This is a genomic window from Agrobacterium sp. RAC06 (assembly GCF_001713475.1).
Taxonomy (GTDB): domain Bacteria; phylum Pseudomonadota; class Alphaproteobacteria; order Rhizobiales; family Rhizobiaceae; genus Allorhizobium.
Genome location: NZ_CP016499.1, coordinates 3,502,060 through 3,521,115, shown reverse-complemented (window position 1 = coordinate 3,521,115; position 19,056 = coordinate 3,502,060). Strand labels below are relative to the sequence as shown.

At 60.6% G+C, this 19,056-nt stretch carries 17 protein-coding genes; 10 read left to right on the top strand and 7 right to left on the bottom strand.

Going from position 1 to position 19,056, the window contains the following annotated elements; translation table 11 throughout:
* The first annotated feature begins 46 nt into the window (after nucleotides 1-46).
* Complete coding sequence (locus BSY240_RS16765; RefSeq protein ID WP_069043052.1) at nucleotides 47-205, top strand: YqaE/Pmp3 family membrane protein; 159 nt, start codon at nucleotides 47-49, stop codon at nucleotides 203-205.
* Between the two features lie 39 nt (nucleotides 206-244).
* Here the strand turns inward: BSY240_RS16765 and BSY240_RS16760 are convergent, their stop codons facing one another.
* Nucleotides 245-2,341, bottom strand: a complete 2,097-nt coding sequence (locus tag BSY240_RS16760) for a bifunctional rhamnulose-1-phosphate aldolase/short-chain dehydrogenase (RefSeq protein ID WP_069043051.1) — start codon at nucleotides 2,339-2,341, stop codon at nucleotides 245-247.
* 200 nt (nucleotides 2,342-2,541) lie between these two features.
* Here BSY240_RS16760 and BSY240_RS16755 point away from each other — a divergent pair, with 200 nt between their 5' ends.
* From BSY240_RS16755 to BSY240_RS16720, 8 genes are all read left to right on the top strand, one after another.
* Nucleotides 2,542-3,354 carry a DeoR/GlpR family DNA-binding transcription regulator gene (locus BSY240_RS16755; protein ID WP_054148579.1) on the top strand — a complete coding sequence of 271 codons (813 nt, stop codon included), beginning with the start codon at nucleotides 2,542-2,544 and terminating at the stop codon, nucleotides 3,352-3,354.
* Nucleotides 3,355-3,406: 52 nt separating this feature from the next.
* Entirely contained in the window at nucleotides 3,407-4,402 is a 996-nt protein-coding gene (gene rhaS / locus BSY240_RS16750; RefSeq protein ID WP_054148578.1) for a rhamnose ABC transporter substrate-binding protein, read from the top strand.
* Between the two features lie 59 nt (nucleotides 4,403-4,461).
* Entirely contained in the window at nucleotides 4,462-5,997 is a 1,536-nt protein-coding gene (locus BSY240_RS16745; RefSeq protein ID WP_069043050.1) for a sugar ABC transporter ATP-binding protein, read from the top strand.
* A 9-nt stretch (nucleotides 5,998-6,006) separates the two neighbouring features.
* Nucleotides 6,007-6,999 (top strand): ABC transporter permease, encoded by a 993-nt coding sequence (locus BSY240_RS16740; RefSeq protein WP_069043049.1) that lies wholly within the window; start codon nucleotides 6,007-6,009, stop codon nucleotides 6,997-6,999.
* On the top strand, nucleotides 6,996-8,006 hold the full coding sequence (locus BSY240_RS16735) for an ABC transporter permease (RefSeq protein ID WP_069043048.1): 1,011 nt from the start codon (nucleotides 6,996-6,998) through the stop codon (nucleotides 8,004-8,006). The genes BSY240_RS16740 and BSY240_RS16735 overlap by 4 nt, the downstream gene beginning before the upstream one ends.
* Entirely contained in the window at nucleotides 8,003-8,326 is a 324-nt protein-coding gene (locus tag BSY240_RS16730; RefSeq protein ID WP_069043047.1) for an L-rhamnose mutarotase, read from the top strand. Before BSY240_RS16735 ends, BSY240_RS16730 begins: the two co-directional genes overlap by 4 nt.
* Nucleotides 8,323-9,696: an FGGY-family carbohydrate kinase gene (locus BSY240_RS16725; RefSeq protein WP_069043046.1), complete on the top strand. Its 1,374-nt coding sequence runs from the start codon at nucleotides 8,323-8,325 to the stop codon at nucleotides 9,694-9,696. The genes BSY240_RS16730 and BSY240_RS16725 overlap by 4 nt, the downstream gene beginning before the upstream one ends.
* A gap of 501 nt (nucleotides 9,697-10,197) precedes the next feature.
* Nucleotides 10,198-11,127 (top strand): DMT family transporter, encoded by a 930-nt coding sequence (locus BSY240_RS16720; protein WP_371418365.1) that lies wholly within the window; start codon nucleotides 10,198-10,200, stop codon nucleotides 11,125-11,127.
* Nucleotides 11,128-11,471: 344 nt separating this feature from the next.
* On the opposite strand, the gene BSY240_RS16715 is transcribed toward BSY240_RS16720, so the two are convergent.
* The 6 genes from BSY240_RS16715 to BSY240_RS16690 all read right to left on the bottom strand — a co-directional run bounded on the left by BSY240_RS16715 (nucleotide 11,472) and on the right by BSY240_RS16690 (nucleotide 17,802).
* The gene (locus BSY240_RS16715; RefSeq protein WP_054148572.1) at nucleotides 11,472-12,476 is read right to left on the bottom strand and encodes a TRAP transporter substrate-binding protein; all 1,005 of its coding nucleotides are present in this window, start codon (nucleotides 12,474-12,476) and stop codon (nucleotides 11,472-11,474) included.
* A 46-nt stretch (nucleotides 12,477-12,522) separates the two neighbouring features.
* Nucleotides 12,523-13,800, bottom strand: a complete 1,278-nt coding sequence (locus tag BSY240_RS16710; protein ID WP_069043045.1) for a TRAP transporter large permease — start codon at nucleotides 13,798-13,800, stop codon at nucleotides 12,523-12,525.
* Nucleotides 13,800-14,333 (bottom strand): TRAP transporter small permease, encoded by a 534-nt coding sequence (locus BSY240_RS16705; protein WP_054148570.1) that lies wholly within the window; start codon nucleotides 14,331-14,333, stop codon nucleotides 13,800-13,802. The genes BSY240_RS16710 and BSY240_RS16705 overlap by 1 nt, the downstream gene beginning before the upstream one ends.
* Nucleotides 14,334-14,339: 6 nt before the next feature.
* Entirely contained in the window at nucleotides 14,340-15,509 is a 1,170-nt protein-coding gene (locus BSY240_RS16700; RefSeq protein WP_069043044.1) for a fumarylacetoacetate hydrolase family protein, read from the bottom strand.
* 156 nt (nucleotides 15,510-15,665) lie between these two features.
* A complete protein-coding gene (locus tag BSY240_RS16695; protein ID WP_054148568.1) occupies nucleotides 15,666-16,394 on the bottom strand; it encodes a FadR/GntR family transcriptional regulator in 729 nt (242 codons plus the stop codon).
* A gap of 34 nt (nucleotides 16,395-16,428) precedes the next feature.
* The gene (locus BSY240_RS16690; RefSeq protein ID WP_442856015.1) at nucleotides 16,429-17,802 is read right to left on the bottom strand and encodes an FAD-binding oxidoreductase; all 1,374 of its coding nucleotides are present in this window, start codon (nucleotides 17,800-17,802) and stop codon (nucleotides 16,429-16,431) included.
* A 247-nt stretch (nucleotides 17,803-18,049) separates the two neighbouring features.
* Here BSY240_RS16690 and denD point away from each other — a divergent pair, with 247 nt between their 5' ends.
* Nucleotides 18,050-19,033, top strand: a complete 984-nt coding sequence (denD, locus tag BSY240_RS16685; RefSeq protein ID WP_069043042.1) for a D-erythronate dehydrogenase — start codon at nucleotides 18,050-18,052, stop codon at nucleotides 19,031-19,033.
* Nucleotides 19,034-19,056: the final 23 nt, after the last annotated feature.

The window sequence follows — 19,056 nt, the reverse complement described above, 5'->3', positions numbered from 1 at the left end:
ATCGAAGCGCGTTTATCTGCTGTCTGAATTGAAAATCGGAGCCATCATGGACGTTCTTCGCATTCTGCTTGCCATCCTCCTGCCGCCGGTCGGCGTTTTCCTCCAGGTGGGCATCGGCCTGCATTTCTGGCTGAACATCCTGCTCACGCTCTTCGGCTATATCCCGGGCATCATCCATGCCATCTGGGTGATCATCCGCAAGTAGGATCCCGCCGCGGCGCATGCGCCGCGACGGCTTGGGAGATCAGCGCGGGAAGCTCTGCGCATTGCCGGCATCGACATTGATGATGTTGCCGGTCGATTTCGCGGACAGGTCCGACGCCAGGAAGTAGATGGCTTCGGCGATGTCTTCCGGGAAAACATTCAGCTTCAACATCGAGCGGTTGCGGTAATGCTCCTCGAGATCGGTGACTTCGATCTTCGAGGAGGCCGCCCGCTGCTCGCGCCATTCGCCGTTCCAGATCTTCGACCCACGCAGCACCGCGTCCGGATTGACCGTGTTCACCCGGATGCCGGCGTCTGCACCTTCGAGCGCCAGGCAGCGGGCGAGATGGATCTCGGCAGCCTTCGCAGTACAATAGGCGGAGGCATTGGGCGAAGAGGCAAGACCGTTCTTCGAGGCAACGAAGACGACGTTGCCGCCGAGCTTCTGACGCCGGAACAGACGGAAAGCCTCACGCGAGACGAGGAAATAGCCGGTTGCCAGGATGCTGATATTCTTGTCCCACATCGCAAGCGTCGTGTCCTCGACAGGCGCCGAAGAGGCAATCCCGGCATTCGAGACAAGGATATCCACGCCACCGAACTCCACGCAGGCTTCGGAGAAGGAGCGTATAACCGCATCCTCGCGCGTCACGTCGAGCTGAACGGAGCGGACCACATCCGCGCCATGGCGCTTCGAGAAGTCGGCGACCGTCTGCTCCAGTGCTGCAGCATCGATATCGGCCAGCACCACGCAGGCACCTTCCGCCATCAGCCGGTCGGCGGTCGCCCGGCCAATGCCGCCGGCGCCGCCGGTGACGAAGGCTACGCGTCCTGCGAGGCTCTTCGGCTTCGGCATGCGCTGCAGCTTTGCCTCTTCGAGCAGCCAGTATTCGATATCGAAAGCTTCCTGCTCCGGCAGTCCCTGATATTCGGAAACCGTCGAGGCGCCGCGCATGACGTTGATCGCATTGACATAGAACTCACCGGCAATGCGGGCCGTCGCCTTGTCCTTGGCAAAGGACAGCATGCCAACGCCAGGAACCAGGAAGATCACCGGGTTCGGATCACGGATGGCGGGCGAATTGTCGTGTTTGCAGGTCTCGTAATAGCGGGTGTAGTCGGCCCGATAGGCTTCGAGAGCCTTGTCCAGACCGGCAAGAACCGCGTCCACATCGGGCTTTGCCGGATCGAAATCGACGATCAGCGGTCGGATCTTGGTGCGCAGGAAATGGTCAGGGCAGGACGTCCCGAGGCTCCCCAGCGGCTGCAGGTTCTTCGAATTGACGAATTCCAGCACGGCATCCTGGTCGTCGAAATGCCCGAGCTTGCGCTCGCCCTTGCCGATCCGTCCGCGGATCTCGGGCATCAGACGGGCAGCAATCGTACGACGCTCGTCTGCCGGCAGGCTCTTCGATACCGCACCGCCGAAGACCGTCTTGCCCTCGGTCTCCTTGGCAAACCACTCGATCGCCTTGTTGATGATCTCGAGCGTCAGGAGATAGCAGTCCTTGGCGTCATCGGCCCAGGTGAACAGACCATGGCTTTCGAGCACGACGCCCTTTGCAGTCGGATTGGCCTTCACAAAGGCTTCGAGGTCGAGACCGAGCTGGAAACCCGGGCGGCGCCAGGGCAGCCATCCGATCTCGGAGCCGAAGATCTTCTGCGTCAATTCCCTGGAATTCTTCGAGGCCGCAATCGCAATGATCGCGTCAGGATGCATGTGATCGACATGCGTGAAGGATACGAAACCATGCAGCGGGGTATCGATGGACGCCGCGCGCGGGTTCAGGTTGAAAGTACAATGCGGCAGGAAACCGACCATGCGGTCTTCGTCATGCACCCCCTTGTAGATGCCCTTCAGTGCTTCGAGCTTGTCCTGATAGAGAGTCGCGAAACCATCGAGCTTGATCGTTCCGACGTCACCGCCAGACCCCTTGACCCAGAGAACCTTGACCGCCTGCCCCGTCAGCGGATCGATCTCCATCACCTTGGCGGAGGTGTTGCCGCCCCCATAATTGGTGATGCGCTTGTCGGCACCCAGCAGGTTGGATCGATACAGAAGCTTGCCGGGCTCATCAAGCGTGGCGGCATAAGCATCATCCCAACGATTTTCGAGAAGGCGGGTTTGGCCCGTCATGACATCCTCCCTGCAATTATTTCATGAACCGACAGTGCCGGCTCATCTCCATCTTGTTGGCAGATATCGCGCAGCCCTCACCTGATTGTCAATCAATTTCGATCATTTCTTTTCATTGTGCGCTGCAGTATTATTATTTTTGATCGTTTCTGATTGACAGCGTAAAAACATTGCGAATAAATCACCGTCAGGAGGACCCCATGCACGAACGCGAACGCCATCGCATCATTCTGAGCGCGATCCAGGAAAAGCCTGTGATCACGGTGCAGGATATTGCCGAGCTGACCGAGGCTTCAGAAGCCACGATCCGCAGGGATATCGCGTCTCTCCATGTGCAGGGAAAGCTGAGACGCGTCCGTGGCGGCGCAGAAGCGGTTCACCCGCCACAGCTTGGCAATCTTGCAGCACGCCCCTTCCGCGTCTCCGAATCGGTCAACATCGACAAGAAACGCGCAATTGCGCGCGCAGCGGTCGATCTCTGCGAAGAAGGTGATTCGATCATCATCAATGGCGGCACCACCACCTTCCAGATGGTGCATTTCATGTCGGCCCGCCGCCTGCAGGTGATGACCAATTCCTTCGCCATTGCCGAGCACCTGGTGAAGCACTCGAAATGCACGGTTTCGGTTCCCGGCGGCGCGATCTATCGCGACCAGAGCCTGATCCTGTCGCCCTTCGAGAATGATGCGATCCGCAACTTCTATGCCCGCCGCATCTTCATCGGGGCCCAGGGCATCAACGCCCACGGCGTGATGGAATCGGATGCACTGGTCATCCAGAGCGAACAGAAGCTGGTGCGTCAGGCCGAAGAGCTGATCGTCATGGTCGATTCCAGCAAGTTCGCCAAGCGCTCAAGCCTGATCCTGTGTGCGCTCGACAAGGTGTCGACGATCATCACCGATGACGGAATTTCCGACGAGGCGGCCGCCATGGTCACCGACGCCGGCGTGAAGCTCATAACCGTGAAGCCCATGGCTTCATCGGCAAGGGAGGATACCTCGTCGGTCGCTTAAGAGGAGGCGCCGGGAGGGAGAGTAAAGCAGTTCATCAACCTGGGAGGAAAACATGAAACTGACGAAAATCTTGCTGGCCAGTGCCGCCATTGCACTCGCCACCATGGGCTCTGCCGCACAGGCAGCTGACATGAAAATCGCACTCGTGGTGAAGTCACTTGGTATTGGCTTCTTCGAAGCCGCCAACAAGGGCGCTCAGGAAGCAGCTGCGGAACTCGGCGGCGTAGAAGTGATCTACACCGGCCCGACCTCGACCACGGCCGAAGGCCAGATCGAAGTCATCAACTCGCTGATCGCGCAGGGCGTCGATGCCATCGCGATCTCGGCAAACGACCCGGACGCAGTTGTCCCCGCCCTCAAGAAGGCCATGGACCGCGGCATCAAGGTCATCTCGTGGGATAGCGGTGTCGCCCCAGAAGGCCGCATCATGCACCTCAACCCGTCGTCCAACGCGCTGATCGGCAAGATGTGCCTGCAGCTCGCCGCCAACCATCTGCCCGACGGCAAGGGTGACTTCGCCATCCTGTCTGCCACCACCACCTCGACCAACCAGAACATCTGGATCGAGGAGATGAAGGCACAGCTGAAGGACTTCCCCGGCCTCAACCTCGTCACGACAGTTTATGGTGATGACCTCGCCGACAAGAGCTACCGCGAAGCGAACGGCCTCCTGACCTCGCAGCCGAACGTCAAGGTCATTGTGGCCCCGACGACCGTCGGCGTTCTCGCCGCCTCCCAGGCCGTCAAGGATGCCGGCAAGATCGGCGACGTCTACGTCACCGGCCTCGGCCTCCCCTCCGAAATGGCGGGCGCCATCCAGTCGGGTGCAACGAAGGAATTCGCCATCTGGAACCCGATCGATCTCGGCTACTCCGCCACCCAGATCGCTTATCGTCTCGCCAAGGGCGAAACCGATGCGGCTCCTGGCTCGGAAATCGAAGCCGGCCGCATGGGCAAGATCAAGGTCGGTGACGGTGGCGAAGCCGCCATGGCAGACCCCTTCGTCTACAACGCCTCGAACATCGAGGAATTCTCCAAGATCTTCTGATCTCGGCGGACCAGACCCGGCGGCTCAAGCCGCCGGGATTTCACTCATTCGGTAAGCACATGATGACCGTTCAATCTGCCAAGCTCGCGGCGGGCGCGATCCCGGCTGGCGAGCCCATTCTCGAAATGCGGGGCATTTCCCAGATCTTCCCGGGCGTAAAGGCCCTGGATCGGGTCGATATCGCCCTCTATCCGGGCAAGGTGACCGCGCTGATCGGCGAGAACGGCGCCGGCAAGTCAACGCTCGTCAAGATCCTGACCGGCATCTATCGCCCGAACGAAGGCGAGATCCTGATCGACGGAAAGCCGACCACCTTCTCCAACGCCCAGGAGGCGATCGACGCAGGTGTGACAGCCATCCATCAGGAGACGGTGCTGTTCGACGAACTGACTGTCGGCGAAAACATCTTCCTCGGCCACGCGCCGCGCACGCGCTTTGGCCTGATTGACTGGCGCACCATCAACGATCGCTCCCGGGACCTGATGAAGGCGCTGGAAAGCGACATCGACCCGACCACCAAGCTCAAGGATTTCTCGATTGCCCAGCGCCATCTGGTCGCGATTGCCCGCGCACTCTCCGTCGATGCCCGTATCGTCATCATGGACGAACCGACGGCCGCCCTCTCGCGCAAGGAAATCGACGATCTCTTCCGCATCGTCGAGGGTTTGAAGCGCCAGGGCAAGGCGATCCTCTTCATCAGCCACAAGTTCGACGAACTCTACGAAATCGCCGACAACTACGCCGTCTTCCGCGATGGTCGCATGGTCGGCGCAGGCGTGCTCAGGGACACACCCCAGAACGAGATCGTGCGTATGATGGTGGGACGCGACGTGCACGACGTCTTCCCGAAAACCGAGGCCGTGATCGGCGCGCCAGTCCTGAGTGTCGTGGGCTACAGCCACGAAACCGAATTCCGCGACATCAGCTTCACCCTCAACAAGGGAGAGATCCTCGGCGTCTACGGCCTGATCGGTGCCGGCCGCTCCGAACTCTGCCAGTCGATTTTCGGCATCAACAGGCCAAAATCCGGCAGGTTGGAACTCGAAGGTCGCGAGATCACCATTCGCAACACCTCGGATGCGATCACAGCCGGCATTGTCTATGTGCCCGAGGAACGGGGCCGACATGGCCTGGCGCTGGAACTGCCGATCTATCAGAACATGTCGCTACCCTCACTGATCCGCACCTCGGTTGCAGGCTTCCTGAAGGCGACCAATGAGCTGAAGCTCGCCCGCCGCTTTGCCGAACGGCTCGACCTGCGCGCGGCCGCCCTCTCCGTTCCCGTCGGCACGCTCTCGGGCGGCAACCAGCAGAAGGTGGTGATCGGCAAGTGGCTCGCCACCTCGCCCAAGGTCATCATTCTCGATGAACCGACCAAGGGCATCGACATCGGCTCGAAGGCTGCCGTTCATGCCTTCATCTCGGAACTCGCCGGCGAAGGCCTGTCGATCATCATGATCTCGTCCGAACTGCCGGAGATCCTCGGCATGTCGGATCGCGTCATGGTCATGCGCGAGGGCCTGCAAGCCGGCATTTTCGAGCGCGAAGGCCTGACCGCAGAGACGCTTGTGCGCGCCGCCACCGGCAATGCGTGAGGAATGACAATGCAGAACCTTTTGAAAAACCGCGAAATGCTGCTTGGCATGATCATCATCGGCATGATCATGAGCTTCACCACGCGGGCACCCAATTTCGCGACACCTGAAAACCTGGTGACGATCTTCAACGACACCTCGATCCTGATCATCCTGGCGCTCGGCCAGATGGTCGTGATCCTGACCAAGTCGATCGACCTCTCGGTTGCCGCCAATCTCGCCTTTACCGGCATGGCGGTCGCCATGCTCGACAGCACCTATCCGGGCCTGCCGCTGGCGCTCCTCGTTCTCATCGCAATCGGCATTGGTGCAGCCCTCGGCGCAATCAACGGCTTCCTCGTCTGGGCCCTGCAGATCCCACCGATCGTCGTGACGCTCGGCACGCTGACCATCTATCGCGGCATGAGCTTCGTCCTTTCAGGCGGCGCCTGGGTCAACGCCCACCAGATGCAGCCGGATTTTCTCGGCGTCCCGCGTCTGCCGGTGCTGGGCTTGCCGATCCTCTCCTGGGTGGCGATTGCAGTCATCCTGCTGGTCGGCTTCATCCTCGCCCGCACCCCCTTCGGCCGCTCGACCTATGCAGCAGGCGGCAACCCAGTGGCTGCCATCTATGCCGGCATCGACGTCGGTCGCGCCCGCTTCCTCGCCTTCGTGCTCTCCGGGGCGCTTGCTGGCCTCTCCGGTTACCTTTGGGTCTCGCGTTATGCCGTCGCCTATGTCGATATCGCCGCCGGCTTCGAACTCGACAGTGTCGCGGCCTGCGTCATCGGCGGCATCTCGATTGCAGGTGGCATCGGCACCGTGATCGGCACGGTCTTGGGCGCCCTCTTCCTCGGCGTCATCAAGAACGCCCTGCCCGTCATCGGCATTTCGCCCTTCGCCCAGATGGCGATCTCGGGCATCGTCATCGTGCTCGCCGTCGTCTTCAACGCCCGCGCCGAGGCCAAGAAGGGCCGCATCATCCTGCGTGACCGCGCAGCCGGAAAGGAGGCAACGGCATGAGCACCGCACATGAACACACAAAGCGCGTCATCCCCGACCGTCTCGAAACACCGTTGCGCCGACTGCTCGGCAGCTGGGAAGTGCTGCTCTTCTGCGTGGCGGTGCTGATCTTCATCGCCAATTCGTTTGCCTCACCTTACTTCCTGAACGCCTGGAACCTGTCGGACGCCACCTTCAATTTCACCGAAAAGGCGCTGATCGCCTTTGCCATGGCGCTGCTGATCATCGCTGGTGAGATCGACCTCTCGGTTGCCGCGATCATCGCGCTCGCCTCGACCGCGATGGGCTATGCAGCACAGCTTGGCGTCGGGGCACCCGGCCTGGTCGCGATCGGGATCACCACCGGCCTTGCCTGTGGCGCCTTCAACGGACTGCTCGTCGCCGGCCTGAAGCTGCCCTCAATCGTCGTGACGATTGGCACGATGAGCCTCTTCCGCGGCATCTCCTATCTGGTTCTGGGCGACCAGGCCTTCGGCAAATACCCGCCGGAATTTGCCTTCTTCGGCCAGGGTTACGTCTTCTGGGTCATCTCCTTCGAATTCGTCCTCTTCCTGGTGATGGCATTGCTCTTCGCCATCCTCCTGCACCGGACTAATTTCGGCCGCCATGTCTATGTCATCGGCAACAATCCGCTCGCCGCACGCTTCTCCGGCATCCCGGTCGAGCGGGTCAAATTCATCCTCTTCCTGCTGACCGGCCTGATGAGCGGCATCGCCGCCGTCTGCCTGACATCGCGCCTCGGCTCGACCCGCCCCTCGATCGCTCAAGGCTGGGAGCTTGAAGTCGTCACCATGGTCGTGCTCGGCGGCGTCTCCATCCTCGGCGGTTCGGGCACCATCGTCGGCGTGGTCATCGCAGCCTTCGTCATGGGCCTCGTCACCTTCGGCCTCGGTCTCCTCAACGTACCCGGCATCGTCATGTCGATCTTCATCGGCCTACTCCTGATCATCACCATCGCGCTCCCCATCGTCGCGCGGCGGATCAAGCATGCGAGGAACGCGCAATGAGCGAGACCGAACGCCACGTCTTCAAGATGAAGCTCAATCCGGGCATGGAGGCGGAGTATAAAAAGCGCCATGACGAGATCTGGCCTGATCTCGTCGACTTGCTGCATGATGCCTGTATCAGCGACTACACGATCCATCTCGATCCGGAGACGAACCTGCTGATCGGCGTCCTGACCCGCACCCGGAACCACGGCATGGCGGCGCTGCCATCTCACCCGGTGATGATACGCTGGTGGGGCCACATGTCCGACATCATGGCCACCAACCCCGACAATTCGCCCTGGGCCGTCGATCTAAAACCCGTCTTTCACATGCCATGAGCCAGTCTTTCCAACGCATCGCCGTCATCGACATCGGCAAGACCAATGCCAAGGTGGTGCTGGTTGATGGGACGACCGGCACCGAACTGGCAATCCGAAAAACCGCGAATACGGTCATCCCCGCTCCCCCCTACCCGCACTTCGATGTCGAGGCGCTTTGGGCGTTCCTGCTGGGGTCTCTGAGGGAATTCGCCGCCGGACCTGGCTTCGACGCCTTGTCGATCACCACGCATGGCGCATCGGCAGCCCTGCTGGACGACGAGGGCAGCCTTGCGATGCCGGTGCTGGACTACGAACATCTCTACCCACACGAGACAACTGAGGCCTATGGCAAGCTGCGGCCGCATTTTTCGGAAACCTTCTCGCCAGCTCTCACAGGGGGCCTGAACGTCGGGGCGCAGTTACACTATCAGAAGACAACTTTCCCGGACAAGTTCGACAAGGTCGCAACGATCCTCACTTATCCGCAGTACTGGGCTTACCGCCTGACGGGTGTTGTCGCCAACGAGCGGACCTCGCTTGGTTGCCACACCGATCTCTGGCACCCGTTTGAAGGGCGTTATTCGAAGCTGGTTGACACCCTTGGTATCCGCGAGCGGATGGCCCCCTTGCGCTCCGCTTTCGATGCCCTCGGGCCCATCAGACCGGAGGTGGCCCACGCGATCGGCCTGCAGATCCCGGTACCCGTCTATTGCGGACTTCACGATTCCAACGCGTCGCTATTGCCGCATCTCGTCGGCTTCGGCAGCCCTTGCACTGTCGTGTCCACGGGAACTTGGGTGATCTGCTTCGGCGTCGGCGCCAAGCCGCAAAGATTGGATCCCTCGCGCGATACGCTGGTCAATGTCGACGCCAACGGTCAGGCGGTTCCTTCGGCCCGCTTCATGGGCGGACGCGAATGGGACCTTCTGACCCGCGACATGGCGGTCGTCCCCATGGAGGAGGAACTGATTGCCGCGACAGCGGTGATCGACGCAGGTTCGATGATCCTGCCGAGCGTGGTGATGGGTACCGGCCCATTCCCGGATTCGCATTTCCGTTGGATGAACGAGACGAGCTCTGTGAGCGAACGACTGGCCGCGGCCAGCCTCTACCAGGCCCTGATGACCCAAACCTGTCTCGACCTCATCGAGGCAGAGGGGCCGATCATCGTCGAGGGTCCATTTGCCGCCAATCAACTCTATCTTCGCGCGCTCCACACGCTAATGAAGCGTCCAGTCCACGCATCGGAAGCGACCACCGGCACGGCAATCGGCGCGGCCTTGCTGACGGGGATCACGATTGATGTTAAAATGCGGAGCATCGTCGACACGCTAGACGGACTGGACGATTATGCCCGGGAGTGGCGCTCAAGGGCCGGTAAAACCTAGGCCGTGACGAAGATCGTCCGGCACGGACAATCAACGTTTACCCGCTGATCCGGATGCTCAGAAACTTAAAGCGTGACGATCAGCACCGCTATAAAGCCGATCGAAACAGTCGCGGCGGCAACCGCGGCCCGCTGCCGGCAAACCTCGACAGAACGCCTGGATTTGGGGTCACCGAAAAGCTTCGCGATCGCATGTGACATGGCAGTCTCCCACGAACGGAGCCACTCATTGGCTCCGGCTGATATTGACACATTTTCGTCATAATCAGCGCCACGTCAACAATCACGACTAGATTGGTATTCTAAAGATATGCGTGTTGGGAAAATTCCTCTCTCGGGTGAGCCGGGACGTCAACGGAGTTCGCCCAGCCCGTGCGATCAGCAGGTCCAAGGCGAAACGCCACCCTTGTGGTCTTGTCAACCGACGGCCCATCAGCCAATACAACTGTTGAATTGTCAGACAACATGACAGACGAGAATCGGACGCTTGTAAGGAGGAGCCATGACAACGCACACGACAGATGAGGCTTCGCGAAGGGCACTCGGACTGGCCGGGATGGCAGGCCCTGCAGTCATGCTGCTCGGAATGCTGCTCTTTGCGATGAACGATGCCATGGGCAAATGGCTGGTTGCGAGCTATGGCCTCGGCCAGGTCATCCTGATCCGCAGCATTGCAGCACTTCTGATCCTTGCGCCCTTCCTCTGGATGGCCGGCCTGAAGCCGATCGTCGAGGCAGAGCGACCCTGGCTGCAGTTCACGCGCGTCGTGCTTTCGACGCTGGAACTCTTCTGTTTCTACTACGCGGTCATGTATCTGCCGCTGGCCGATGTCATGACCTACTGGCTCGCAGCGCCGATCTATGTGGCGGCGGCAGCGCCTTTCCTGCTGGGAGAAAAGGTCGGCTGGCGGCGCTGGTCCGCAATTGCTATCGGCTTCATCGGGGTCGTGATCACGCTCGAGCCGTCGAGCGCCATGTTCACCACACCCGCTCTGATCTCGATCATCGGCACTGCCGCCTTCGCTTTCATGATGCTCTCGGGCCGCAGCCTGCGCGGCACGCCGGACAAGACGCTTGTACTGTTCCAGACGGGTGGAGCCGCAGTGGTCGGCCTGATTGCCGCCCCCTTCGGCTGGACACCGATCACGTCGGTGAATGAAATCCTGTTGCTGGGGCTTCTCGGCATCGTTGCCATGAGCGCGCACATGCTGGTCAACCGCGCCTTGAAAATTTCGGACGCCGCGACCGTCGCGCCGCTCCAATACACACTGCTGCTATGGGCTGTTGTCTTCGGCTATTTCTTCTTCGGCGAAGTGCCTCGACTGACAATGATCGTCGGTGCGACCCTCATCGTCGGATCGGGCCTGTTCATCTTCTTCCGTGAGCAGCAATTGAAGAAGCGAGACAAGGTCCTGCCATCTGTCCCCGAATGACAGACTAATACCAAATGTCGATGATAGGGAGCTATAGGATCAGCTCGACCGCACTTTCTGACTAGGAGAGGTCCGAAGAGCGATGCTGAAGCATCGGTCAAGGAACTCGACGACGCCAGAATGGGCGGGAAGCCGACCAAGGGTGGCTTATTGCAGGCCCCTGGCGTTGTTGCGCCGCTTGGCCGATGCGGGAGGCATCGCCCGGCGCGCCGCGCCTAGCCAGGAACTCGAAATAAGCCATCCTATGGGTTCCTATCATCGACACTTGGTATAAAAAGCCCGCAGCGGTTTCCCGCTGCGGGCTTCTTCTGGTGCGGCGCTCAAGAGCGCCACGACCAGGGAGGTCACTTACGGAGTTCGGCGAGCTTGGCGAGAATGTCGTCCACCACCTCGGCACCGATCGTCTCCTTGTGCTTTTCATAGACGATCATGGACTTTTCGCGGATGCGCTGCTGCTCTTCAGGCGAAAGCGTGTTCACCTCAAGGCCGGCTGCCTTGATCTTCTCCAGCGACTGCTTGTTGAGGTCGGCGATAACCGATCGCTCGACATCACGGCCAACCGTTGCGCATTCGCGCAAGGCCGCCTGTTCTTCCGGCGTATAGGTATCGAAGATCGCCTTGGAGAACAGGAAGAGGAACGGCGTATAGGCGTGGTTCGTCTCAGTGATATATTTCTGCACCTCGAAGAACTTAGAGGTGTCGATCGTCACATAGGGGTTTTCCTGGGCGTCGATGGTCTTGGTCTCGAGTGCCGAGAAAACTTCGCCGAATGCCATCGGGGTAGCGTTTGCGCCGAGGTTCTGGAAGGTATCGAGGAAGATGTTGTTCTGCATGACGCGAACCTTCATCCCTTCGAAGTCTTCCCACTTCGTCACCGGACGAACCGAGTTGGACAGGTTGCGGAAACCGTTCTCCCAATAGCCGAGGTTCACGAGGCCAACGGCTTCGAGCTTCTGGTTCATCATGTCGCCGAACTCGCCGTCGAGTACCTTGTAGGCCTCGTCAGCGGAGCCGAACAGGAACGGCAGGTCGAAGACACCAAGCGCCGGCTCGATGCCGACGAGAGGCGACGAAGACGTCACCACGGCTTCCTGGACGCCCGAACGCAGAGCCTGGGTCGCCTGGAGGTCGCCACCGAGGGCACCGCCCCAGAACGCCTGCAGCTTCAGCTTGCCACCGGACTTGTCATCCAGGCACTTCTGCATGGCCTCGATGCCGTTCCCGACAGGGTGATCGGCATTGATGCCGTTCGATACGCGGATGGTGCGGTCGTTGAATTCCGCAAAAGCTGGAACGGCTCCGGAAACGGCGAATGCCAGTGCTGTCGTTGCGAGTAGTATCTTCCTCATGGTGTATCCTCCCTTGGATTTTAATGAGTTGGTTGAACTTCGTTCCTCACCGTAGCCACTGCGCCGGCACGATGACGATCTCGGGAAATATGACGAGCAATACGAGAACGAGCACCTGCGCGAGCAGGAACGGAACAATGCCCGTCACGACTTTGCCGAGCGGTACGCGCCCGACCCCGCTGACCACGTTGAGCACCACGCCAACGGGCGGCGTGATCAAGCCGATGCAGCAGTTCATGATGAACATGACGCCGAAATAGACCGGATCGATGCCCGCCTGCTTGATGATCGGCATCAGCACGGGTGTCAGGATCAGGATGGTCGGTGTCAGGTCCAATGCGGTTCCGACGACGAGAACCAGTGCCATGATGACGAACATCAGCAGCATCGGCCGATCGATCAGAGGTTCGATGTAGCGCGTGATCTCGCCGGGAATATTGGCCGCAGTGATCAACCAGGCGGAGACCAGGGCCGCGCACACCAGGAACATGATGATCGAGGTTGTCTTGGCCGCCTGCAGGATGACCCGCGGCAGATCCCTCGGTTTCAGTTCCCGATAGATCACCATGCCGACGAACATGGCATAGGCAGCCGCAATGACAGCCGCCTCCGTAGGCGTCACCACCCCGGCCTTGATCCCTCCCAGGATGATAACCGGCATGCCGAGCGCCCAGGCCGCACGCCCTGTGGCTCGCAAGCGCTCTTTCGCCGGCGCTTTCGGCAAGGGCTTCACGTTGTCCTTGCGAACCACGATCTGCCAGGCAATGACAAGCGCGATCCCCATCAACATGCCCGGCACGATCCCCGCCATGAAGAGCTGTGTGATCGACACATTCGCGGCAACACCGAAAACGATGAACGCCATCGACGGCGGGATGACGGGTGCGATGATACCACCGGACGCAATGAGGCCGGCAGAGCGCGGCACGTTGTATCCCGCCTTTGCCATCATCGGGATCAGGATTGCGGCCAGAGCTGCCGTATCGGCAGCGGCCGAGCCTGAGATGCTGGCCATGATCACGGCGGCCATGATGGCAACGATACCGAGGCCGCCACGGATGTGGCCAACGCAGGCAATCGCAAACTCGATGATGCGCCGCGACAGGCCGCCGGAATTCATCAACTCGCCGGCCAGCACGAAGAACGGGATGGCGAGCAGCGTGAACGTGTCGGCGCCCCCGATCATGTTCTGCGCGATGATCTGGCTGTTGAACATGCCCATGTACCACATGAGCGTCACGCCGCAGAACATCAGAGCGAAGGCGACCGGAACGCCAATGGCCATGGCGCCGAGGAGCGAGGTGATAAAGACAAGAAGGGTCATCAGGCGCGCTCCACCAGCTTCTCAATGCCGTGGTGTTCGCCTGCAAAGGCTGCGATTTCACTTTCGGTGACACGCCCGGTGACCAGACGGAAAAGGCGTTCGAGCGCGATCAGACTACAGCCGGCGCCGGTGAAGAAGCCGATACCGTACACCCAGCCCATGGAAAGTCCCGTAACGGGTGCGCTCATGCTGGCATTGATCGGCAACTGCTTCCAGGTTCCCCAGAAGAAGATGGCAGAAACGCCGAAAATGAGGAGATTGGACAAGATCATGCAGATGACCCGGCCGCGCCGACCGAATAGGGCCACCAGACTTTCCACGCCCATGTGTCCGTATTCGCGAAAGCCGACGACCGCGCCGACAAAGGTCAACCATACGAAGAAATAGCGGGCCATTTCATCCGAGACAGTCAGGCCGGAGTTGAAGCCGTAACGCAAAATGACATTGACGAAGACCATGATCGCCATGCCCGACAAGAGCAGGATCAGAAGCAATTCGAGGAATTTGTAGAAGAGATCGACAATTCTGGTCATACGCCCTCACGCCTTGTCGAGCAGGCCGCGTTGGGCCAGGTTGCGGAAAAGAGCACGTGTTCCGAAGGTCCATTCCGGGCAGGCATCCGTGCGATCGACCCAGTTGACCAGACGACCAAGCGTTGGTGTCGCAATCTCGACGCGATCGCCAACCTCATGCGTGAAGCCTTGGCCAGCACCACGGCGATCCTTGACCGGCGCGAACATGGTGCCGAGGAACAGCACAGCACCATCGGGGTATTGGTGGTTTCGGTTGCGCAATTGGGCAACAAGGTTCTCAGGCGCCCGGCTGATCGCTTCCATCGGACTTTCCCCCGTCATTTCAAAGCCGTCCTCGCCGCGCACGAGCAGCGAGACGCGAACCTTGCGCAGCACGTCCATCGTGAAGCTGCCATGGAAAAGCCGGACGAAGGGCCCTATCGAGCACGATGCATTATTGTCCTTCGCCTTCCCCAAGAGCAGCGCCGACCGGCCCTCGACATCTCGCAGATTCACATCGTTGCCGAGCGTCGCGCCGATGATCTTGCCATCGGAACGAACGGCAAGAACGATTTCGGGCTCCGGATTGTTCCATTGGGAAATCGGATGAATGCCGACAGTATCGCCACAGGTGACCGACGACATCGGCTGAGCCTTGGTGAAGATCTCCGCGTCGGGGCCGATCCCGACCTCCAGATATTGCGACCAGAGGCCCATGTCCTGCAGCAGTGTTTTCACCTTCGCCGCCTGCTCGGAGCCGGCGACCAGTCCCCGCAAGCTGTCGCCCAAAACGGGTGCAAGCTTCTCGCGGATGGCCTGGGCACGCCCGGCATCGCCCTTCGCCTGCTCCTCGATCACCCGCTCCAGCATGCTATCTGCGAAGGTGACACCGGCGGCCTTGACGGCTTGAAGATCAATGGGGGCGAGCAGATGACCGGCGTCGCCGGACAGGAACTGGTTGAGCGTGCCCAGAGCAGGCAGGCTCTCCTCAGCCATCAAGCGCTCGGCGAGATCTTCAAACTCGAACAGTGCGGAAACCGTAGAGGCAAGACCAGTCAGGTCGTAGAGGGTGCCGTGGCGCACGATTACCGGGCAAGGACCCGCGGCGGCCTTAGACCAAACCCTGCCGACCAGCACAGCCTGGGAGGAATCTTCCGGCAGAATATAGACGGATTCGAGACTTTGACGGCGCTGCAAGACGGACCTCCTCCTTGTCCTCCGGCATGAACGACCCTGTCGCCTGCCATATTGTCAGGATGTCTGACAACTCTTGATGCAAATTCATAGGGTCAGATTTGACGCCTGTCTACCCCGGACGGCAGACTTGTGGACAAAGCCGCCGCGCGAACCGCGTCAGAATTGCTCGAGGCTGAGATCGATCCGGCTTGCAGCACCGTGCAGATGGGCGCGCATGGCCTCGCGTGCGCCCGCACCGTCGCGCCTGGCGATCGCGTCTCTCAGCCGGACATGTTCGGCGATGGTCACTTCAACGATTTCCTCAAGCACGGCGCGGGAGCGTGCCGCATCGATCGCCAGGCTGATGCGCTCGGCGATGAAGCCGATGAACAGCGCGAAATACTCGTTGTGTGTCGCCTCGGCGACGGCCCGGTGGAAGGCGAGATCGGCGACGATGCCCTGCTCCGTCCACTTCTCGGCCCCCGTCATGCGCGACAGCGCCTCGTCGATCTTCGCAAGATCCTCCGAGGTGTGGTGCACGGCGGCGAGCCCCGCCGCTTCGATTTCGAGTGGCACACGCAGCTGGAACAGCGCGCGAAAGCTCTGAGGCTCGGAGAGTTCGCCATCCTTGATACGGATCGGTCTGGCCGAAGGTTCGCTGACGAAGGCACCGACACCCTGCCGGGTCTCCACCAGGCCTTCGTTCCGCAACTGCGCGATGGCCTCGCGCACGACAGACCGGCTGACGCCGAGCGTCTTGGCCAGCACATGCTCGGTCGGCAATCGCTCACCTGGCTTCAGACGTCCCTGGCTGATCTCGTCGGCCAATTGCGCGGCAATTCGGGCGGGCAGGTGCTCACTGCGCCTGATCTGTCCGAAATTCAACTGCCCGAGATCGATCGACATGCCCGCTGTTCTCCTTGCCACCTGCTCCGGTATTTCACGAATCCGCACTCGAATTCAATTGGCAACCGGGGTTCATGACCCCGGAGGGATCGATGGTCTGCTTGATCGCAGTCAGGAGTTTCAGCTGCGTGGCCGGCACACGCGAGAGAAAGTCCGGCTTCTTCAGGCGACCGATGCCGTGCTCGGCGCTGATCGAACCTTGGAAACCATCCAGAACATCATTCACGACATTTTTCGCCGTGTAGATCCTCGCGGCCACCTCGTCGCGGGAAAGACCCGAGGGCGGCAACACGTTGAGATGGACATTGCCGTCACCGACATGACCGTAGGAAACGCAGGTGCAATCCGGCAAGCGCGCTGCGATGGCCGCTTCAGCCTGCTCAACGAACTCCGGAAGTCGCGACAGGGGCACGGACACATCCGTTCGCAGATGCGGCCCACGTTTGGCCTGCCCCTCATTCATCCCCTCGCGGAAGAGCCAGAGAGAGCGGGCCTGGCTCCGCGACGTTGCGACGACGCCGTCCAGCACCAGGCCGTCCTCCAGCACGCCTTCAAGAAAGCGGTGCATCAGGTCTTCGATATCGACAAGGCCGGAACCCGAGATCTCAAGCAGCACATAGGCCGGATAATCGGCGCTCATCGGCATGGCGAGATCAGGAATTGCTTCTTGCGCGAGGGTGAAGGCGATCGGCGGCATGAACTCGAAGGCCGACATTAGGTCGCAGCAGTCTCGTCGCGCACGCCGGTAGAGCGTGATCGCATCCGACAATGCTCCGAGACCCAGCAAAGCCGTCGCAACCTTCTCAGCCGGCGGAGCAAGCTTGAAGGCAGCGGCGGTGACGATACCAAGCGTGCCCTCCGCCCCGATGAACAACTGCTTTAGATCGACCCCGCGATTGTCTTTGCGCAGCGTGGACAAACCTTCGAAAATCGAGCCATCGGGCAGGACGACTTCGAGACCAAGCACGAGTTCGCGCGTCATACCGTAGCGCAACACGTTGATGCCGCCCGCATTCGTCGAGACATTGCCGCCGATCCGGCAGGAACCCTGCGCACCGAGCGCAAGCGGGAAGTAGAGCCCTGCATCCTCTACCTTGTCCTTGAAATCCTGCAGGATGACACCCGCCTCAACGACGGCCGAGAAATCATCCGCATCGATGCGGCGGATCGCCGTCATGCGCTCGAGACTGACGACAACCTGGCTCGCCGGTGCATCGGGAATGCCCCCGAGAACCAGCCCCGTATTGCCGCCTTGCGGCACGATCGCTAACCCCAGAGAGCGGATGGTTCGAACGACAAGCGAGACCTCCTCAGTCGTTCGCGGACGGACAACCGCCACAGCGCCGGTCGTGACATCCCCATGCCAATCCCGGCAGTAGCGCTCGACCTCGGCGCCGACGACGACCATGTCAGGTCCGAGCACCTCGATGAGGCTGGGAACCGGGTTGCCCGCCCCGCTCCACAAATCCTTGCCCTCGATCGCGCTTTCAATGGCCATCATCAGTCTCCCAGTCGGCCCATCGCAAGCTGGGCCAAAAATTCGGTTTCCATGAGAGTGATATAAGGTTATCAGACAACCTTACAAATAGTTTTTAAAGAAGGCCCTTGTGCAGATGCGCGCAGGGTCGAAGAATGACATGGGAGGACTTTGTCACATGCATATTCTGGTGATTGGCGCGGCCGGCATGGTCGGACGCAAGCTGGCGCAACGGCTCACACGCGATGGAGAGCTGCAGGGACGGCAGATCAAGGCGATGACGCTCGCCGATCTCGTGGCTGCAGATGCTCCCGCAGGCTTCGACGGCAGGGTGACGATCGAGACCGTTGATCTGTCTGAGTCCGCATCTGCCGAGCGCCTGATCGCATCGCGCCCCGATGTCATCTTCCATCTCGCTGCGATCGTCTCAGGGGAAGCGGAACTCGACTTCGAAAAGGGTTACAAGATCAACCTCGACGGCACCCGCTACCTGTTCGAGGCAATCCGGCTTGCCCACATGGCTGACGGCTATTGCCCCCGAGTGGTATTCACCTCATCGATCGCGGTCGTCGGTGCGCCGTTGCCTTACCCGATCCCGGACGAGTTCCACACCACGCCGCTTACCAGCTACGGCACGCAGAAGGCGATTTGCGAACTGCTGCTCTCGGACTATTCCCGAAAGGGGTATTTCGACGGCATCGGCATCCGCCTGCCAACAATCTGCATTCGCCCCGGCAAGCCGAACAAGGCAGCCTCGGGCTTCTTCTCCAACATCCTGCGCGAACCGCTGGTCGGCCAGGAGGCCGTCTTGCCGGTGGGCGAGGATGTCCGCCACTGGCACGCCTCGTCCAGATCTGCGGTCGGCTTCCTCATCCACGGCGCAAACATCGACCTGGAAACGGTCGGCCCACGCCGCAACCTGTCGATGCCGGGCCTCAGCGCAACCGTTGGCGAGCAGATCGAAGCGCTGCGCCGCGTGGCAGGGGAGAAAGCGGTCAAGCTCATCCGCCACGAGCCCGACGAGATGATCATGCGCATCTGCGCCGGCTGGGCGCCGGGCTTCGAAGCAACCCGAGCCCGCGCACTCGGCTTTACCGCCGAAAACTCTTTCGATGAAATCATTCGGGTGCATATCGAGGATGAACTGGGAGGCAAGCTTTGACGGGAACTGAAAACAGGCAGATC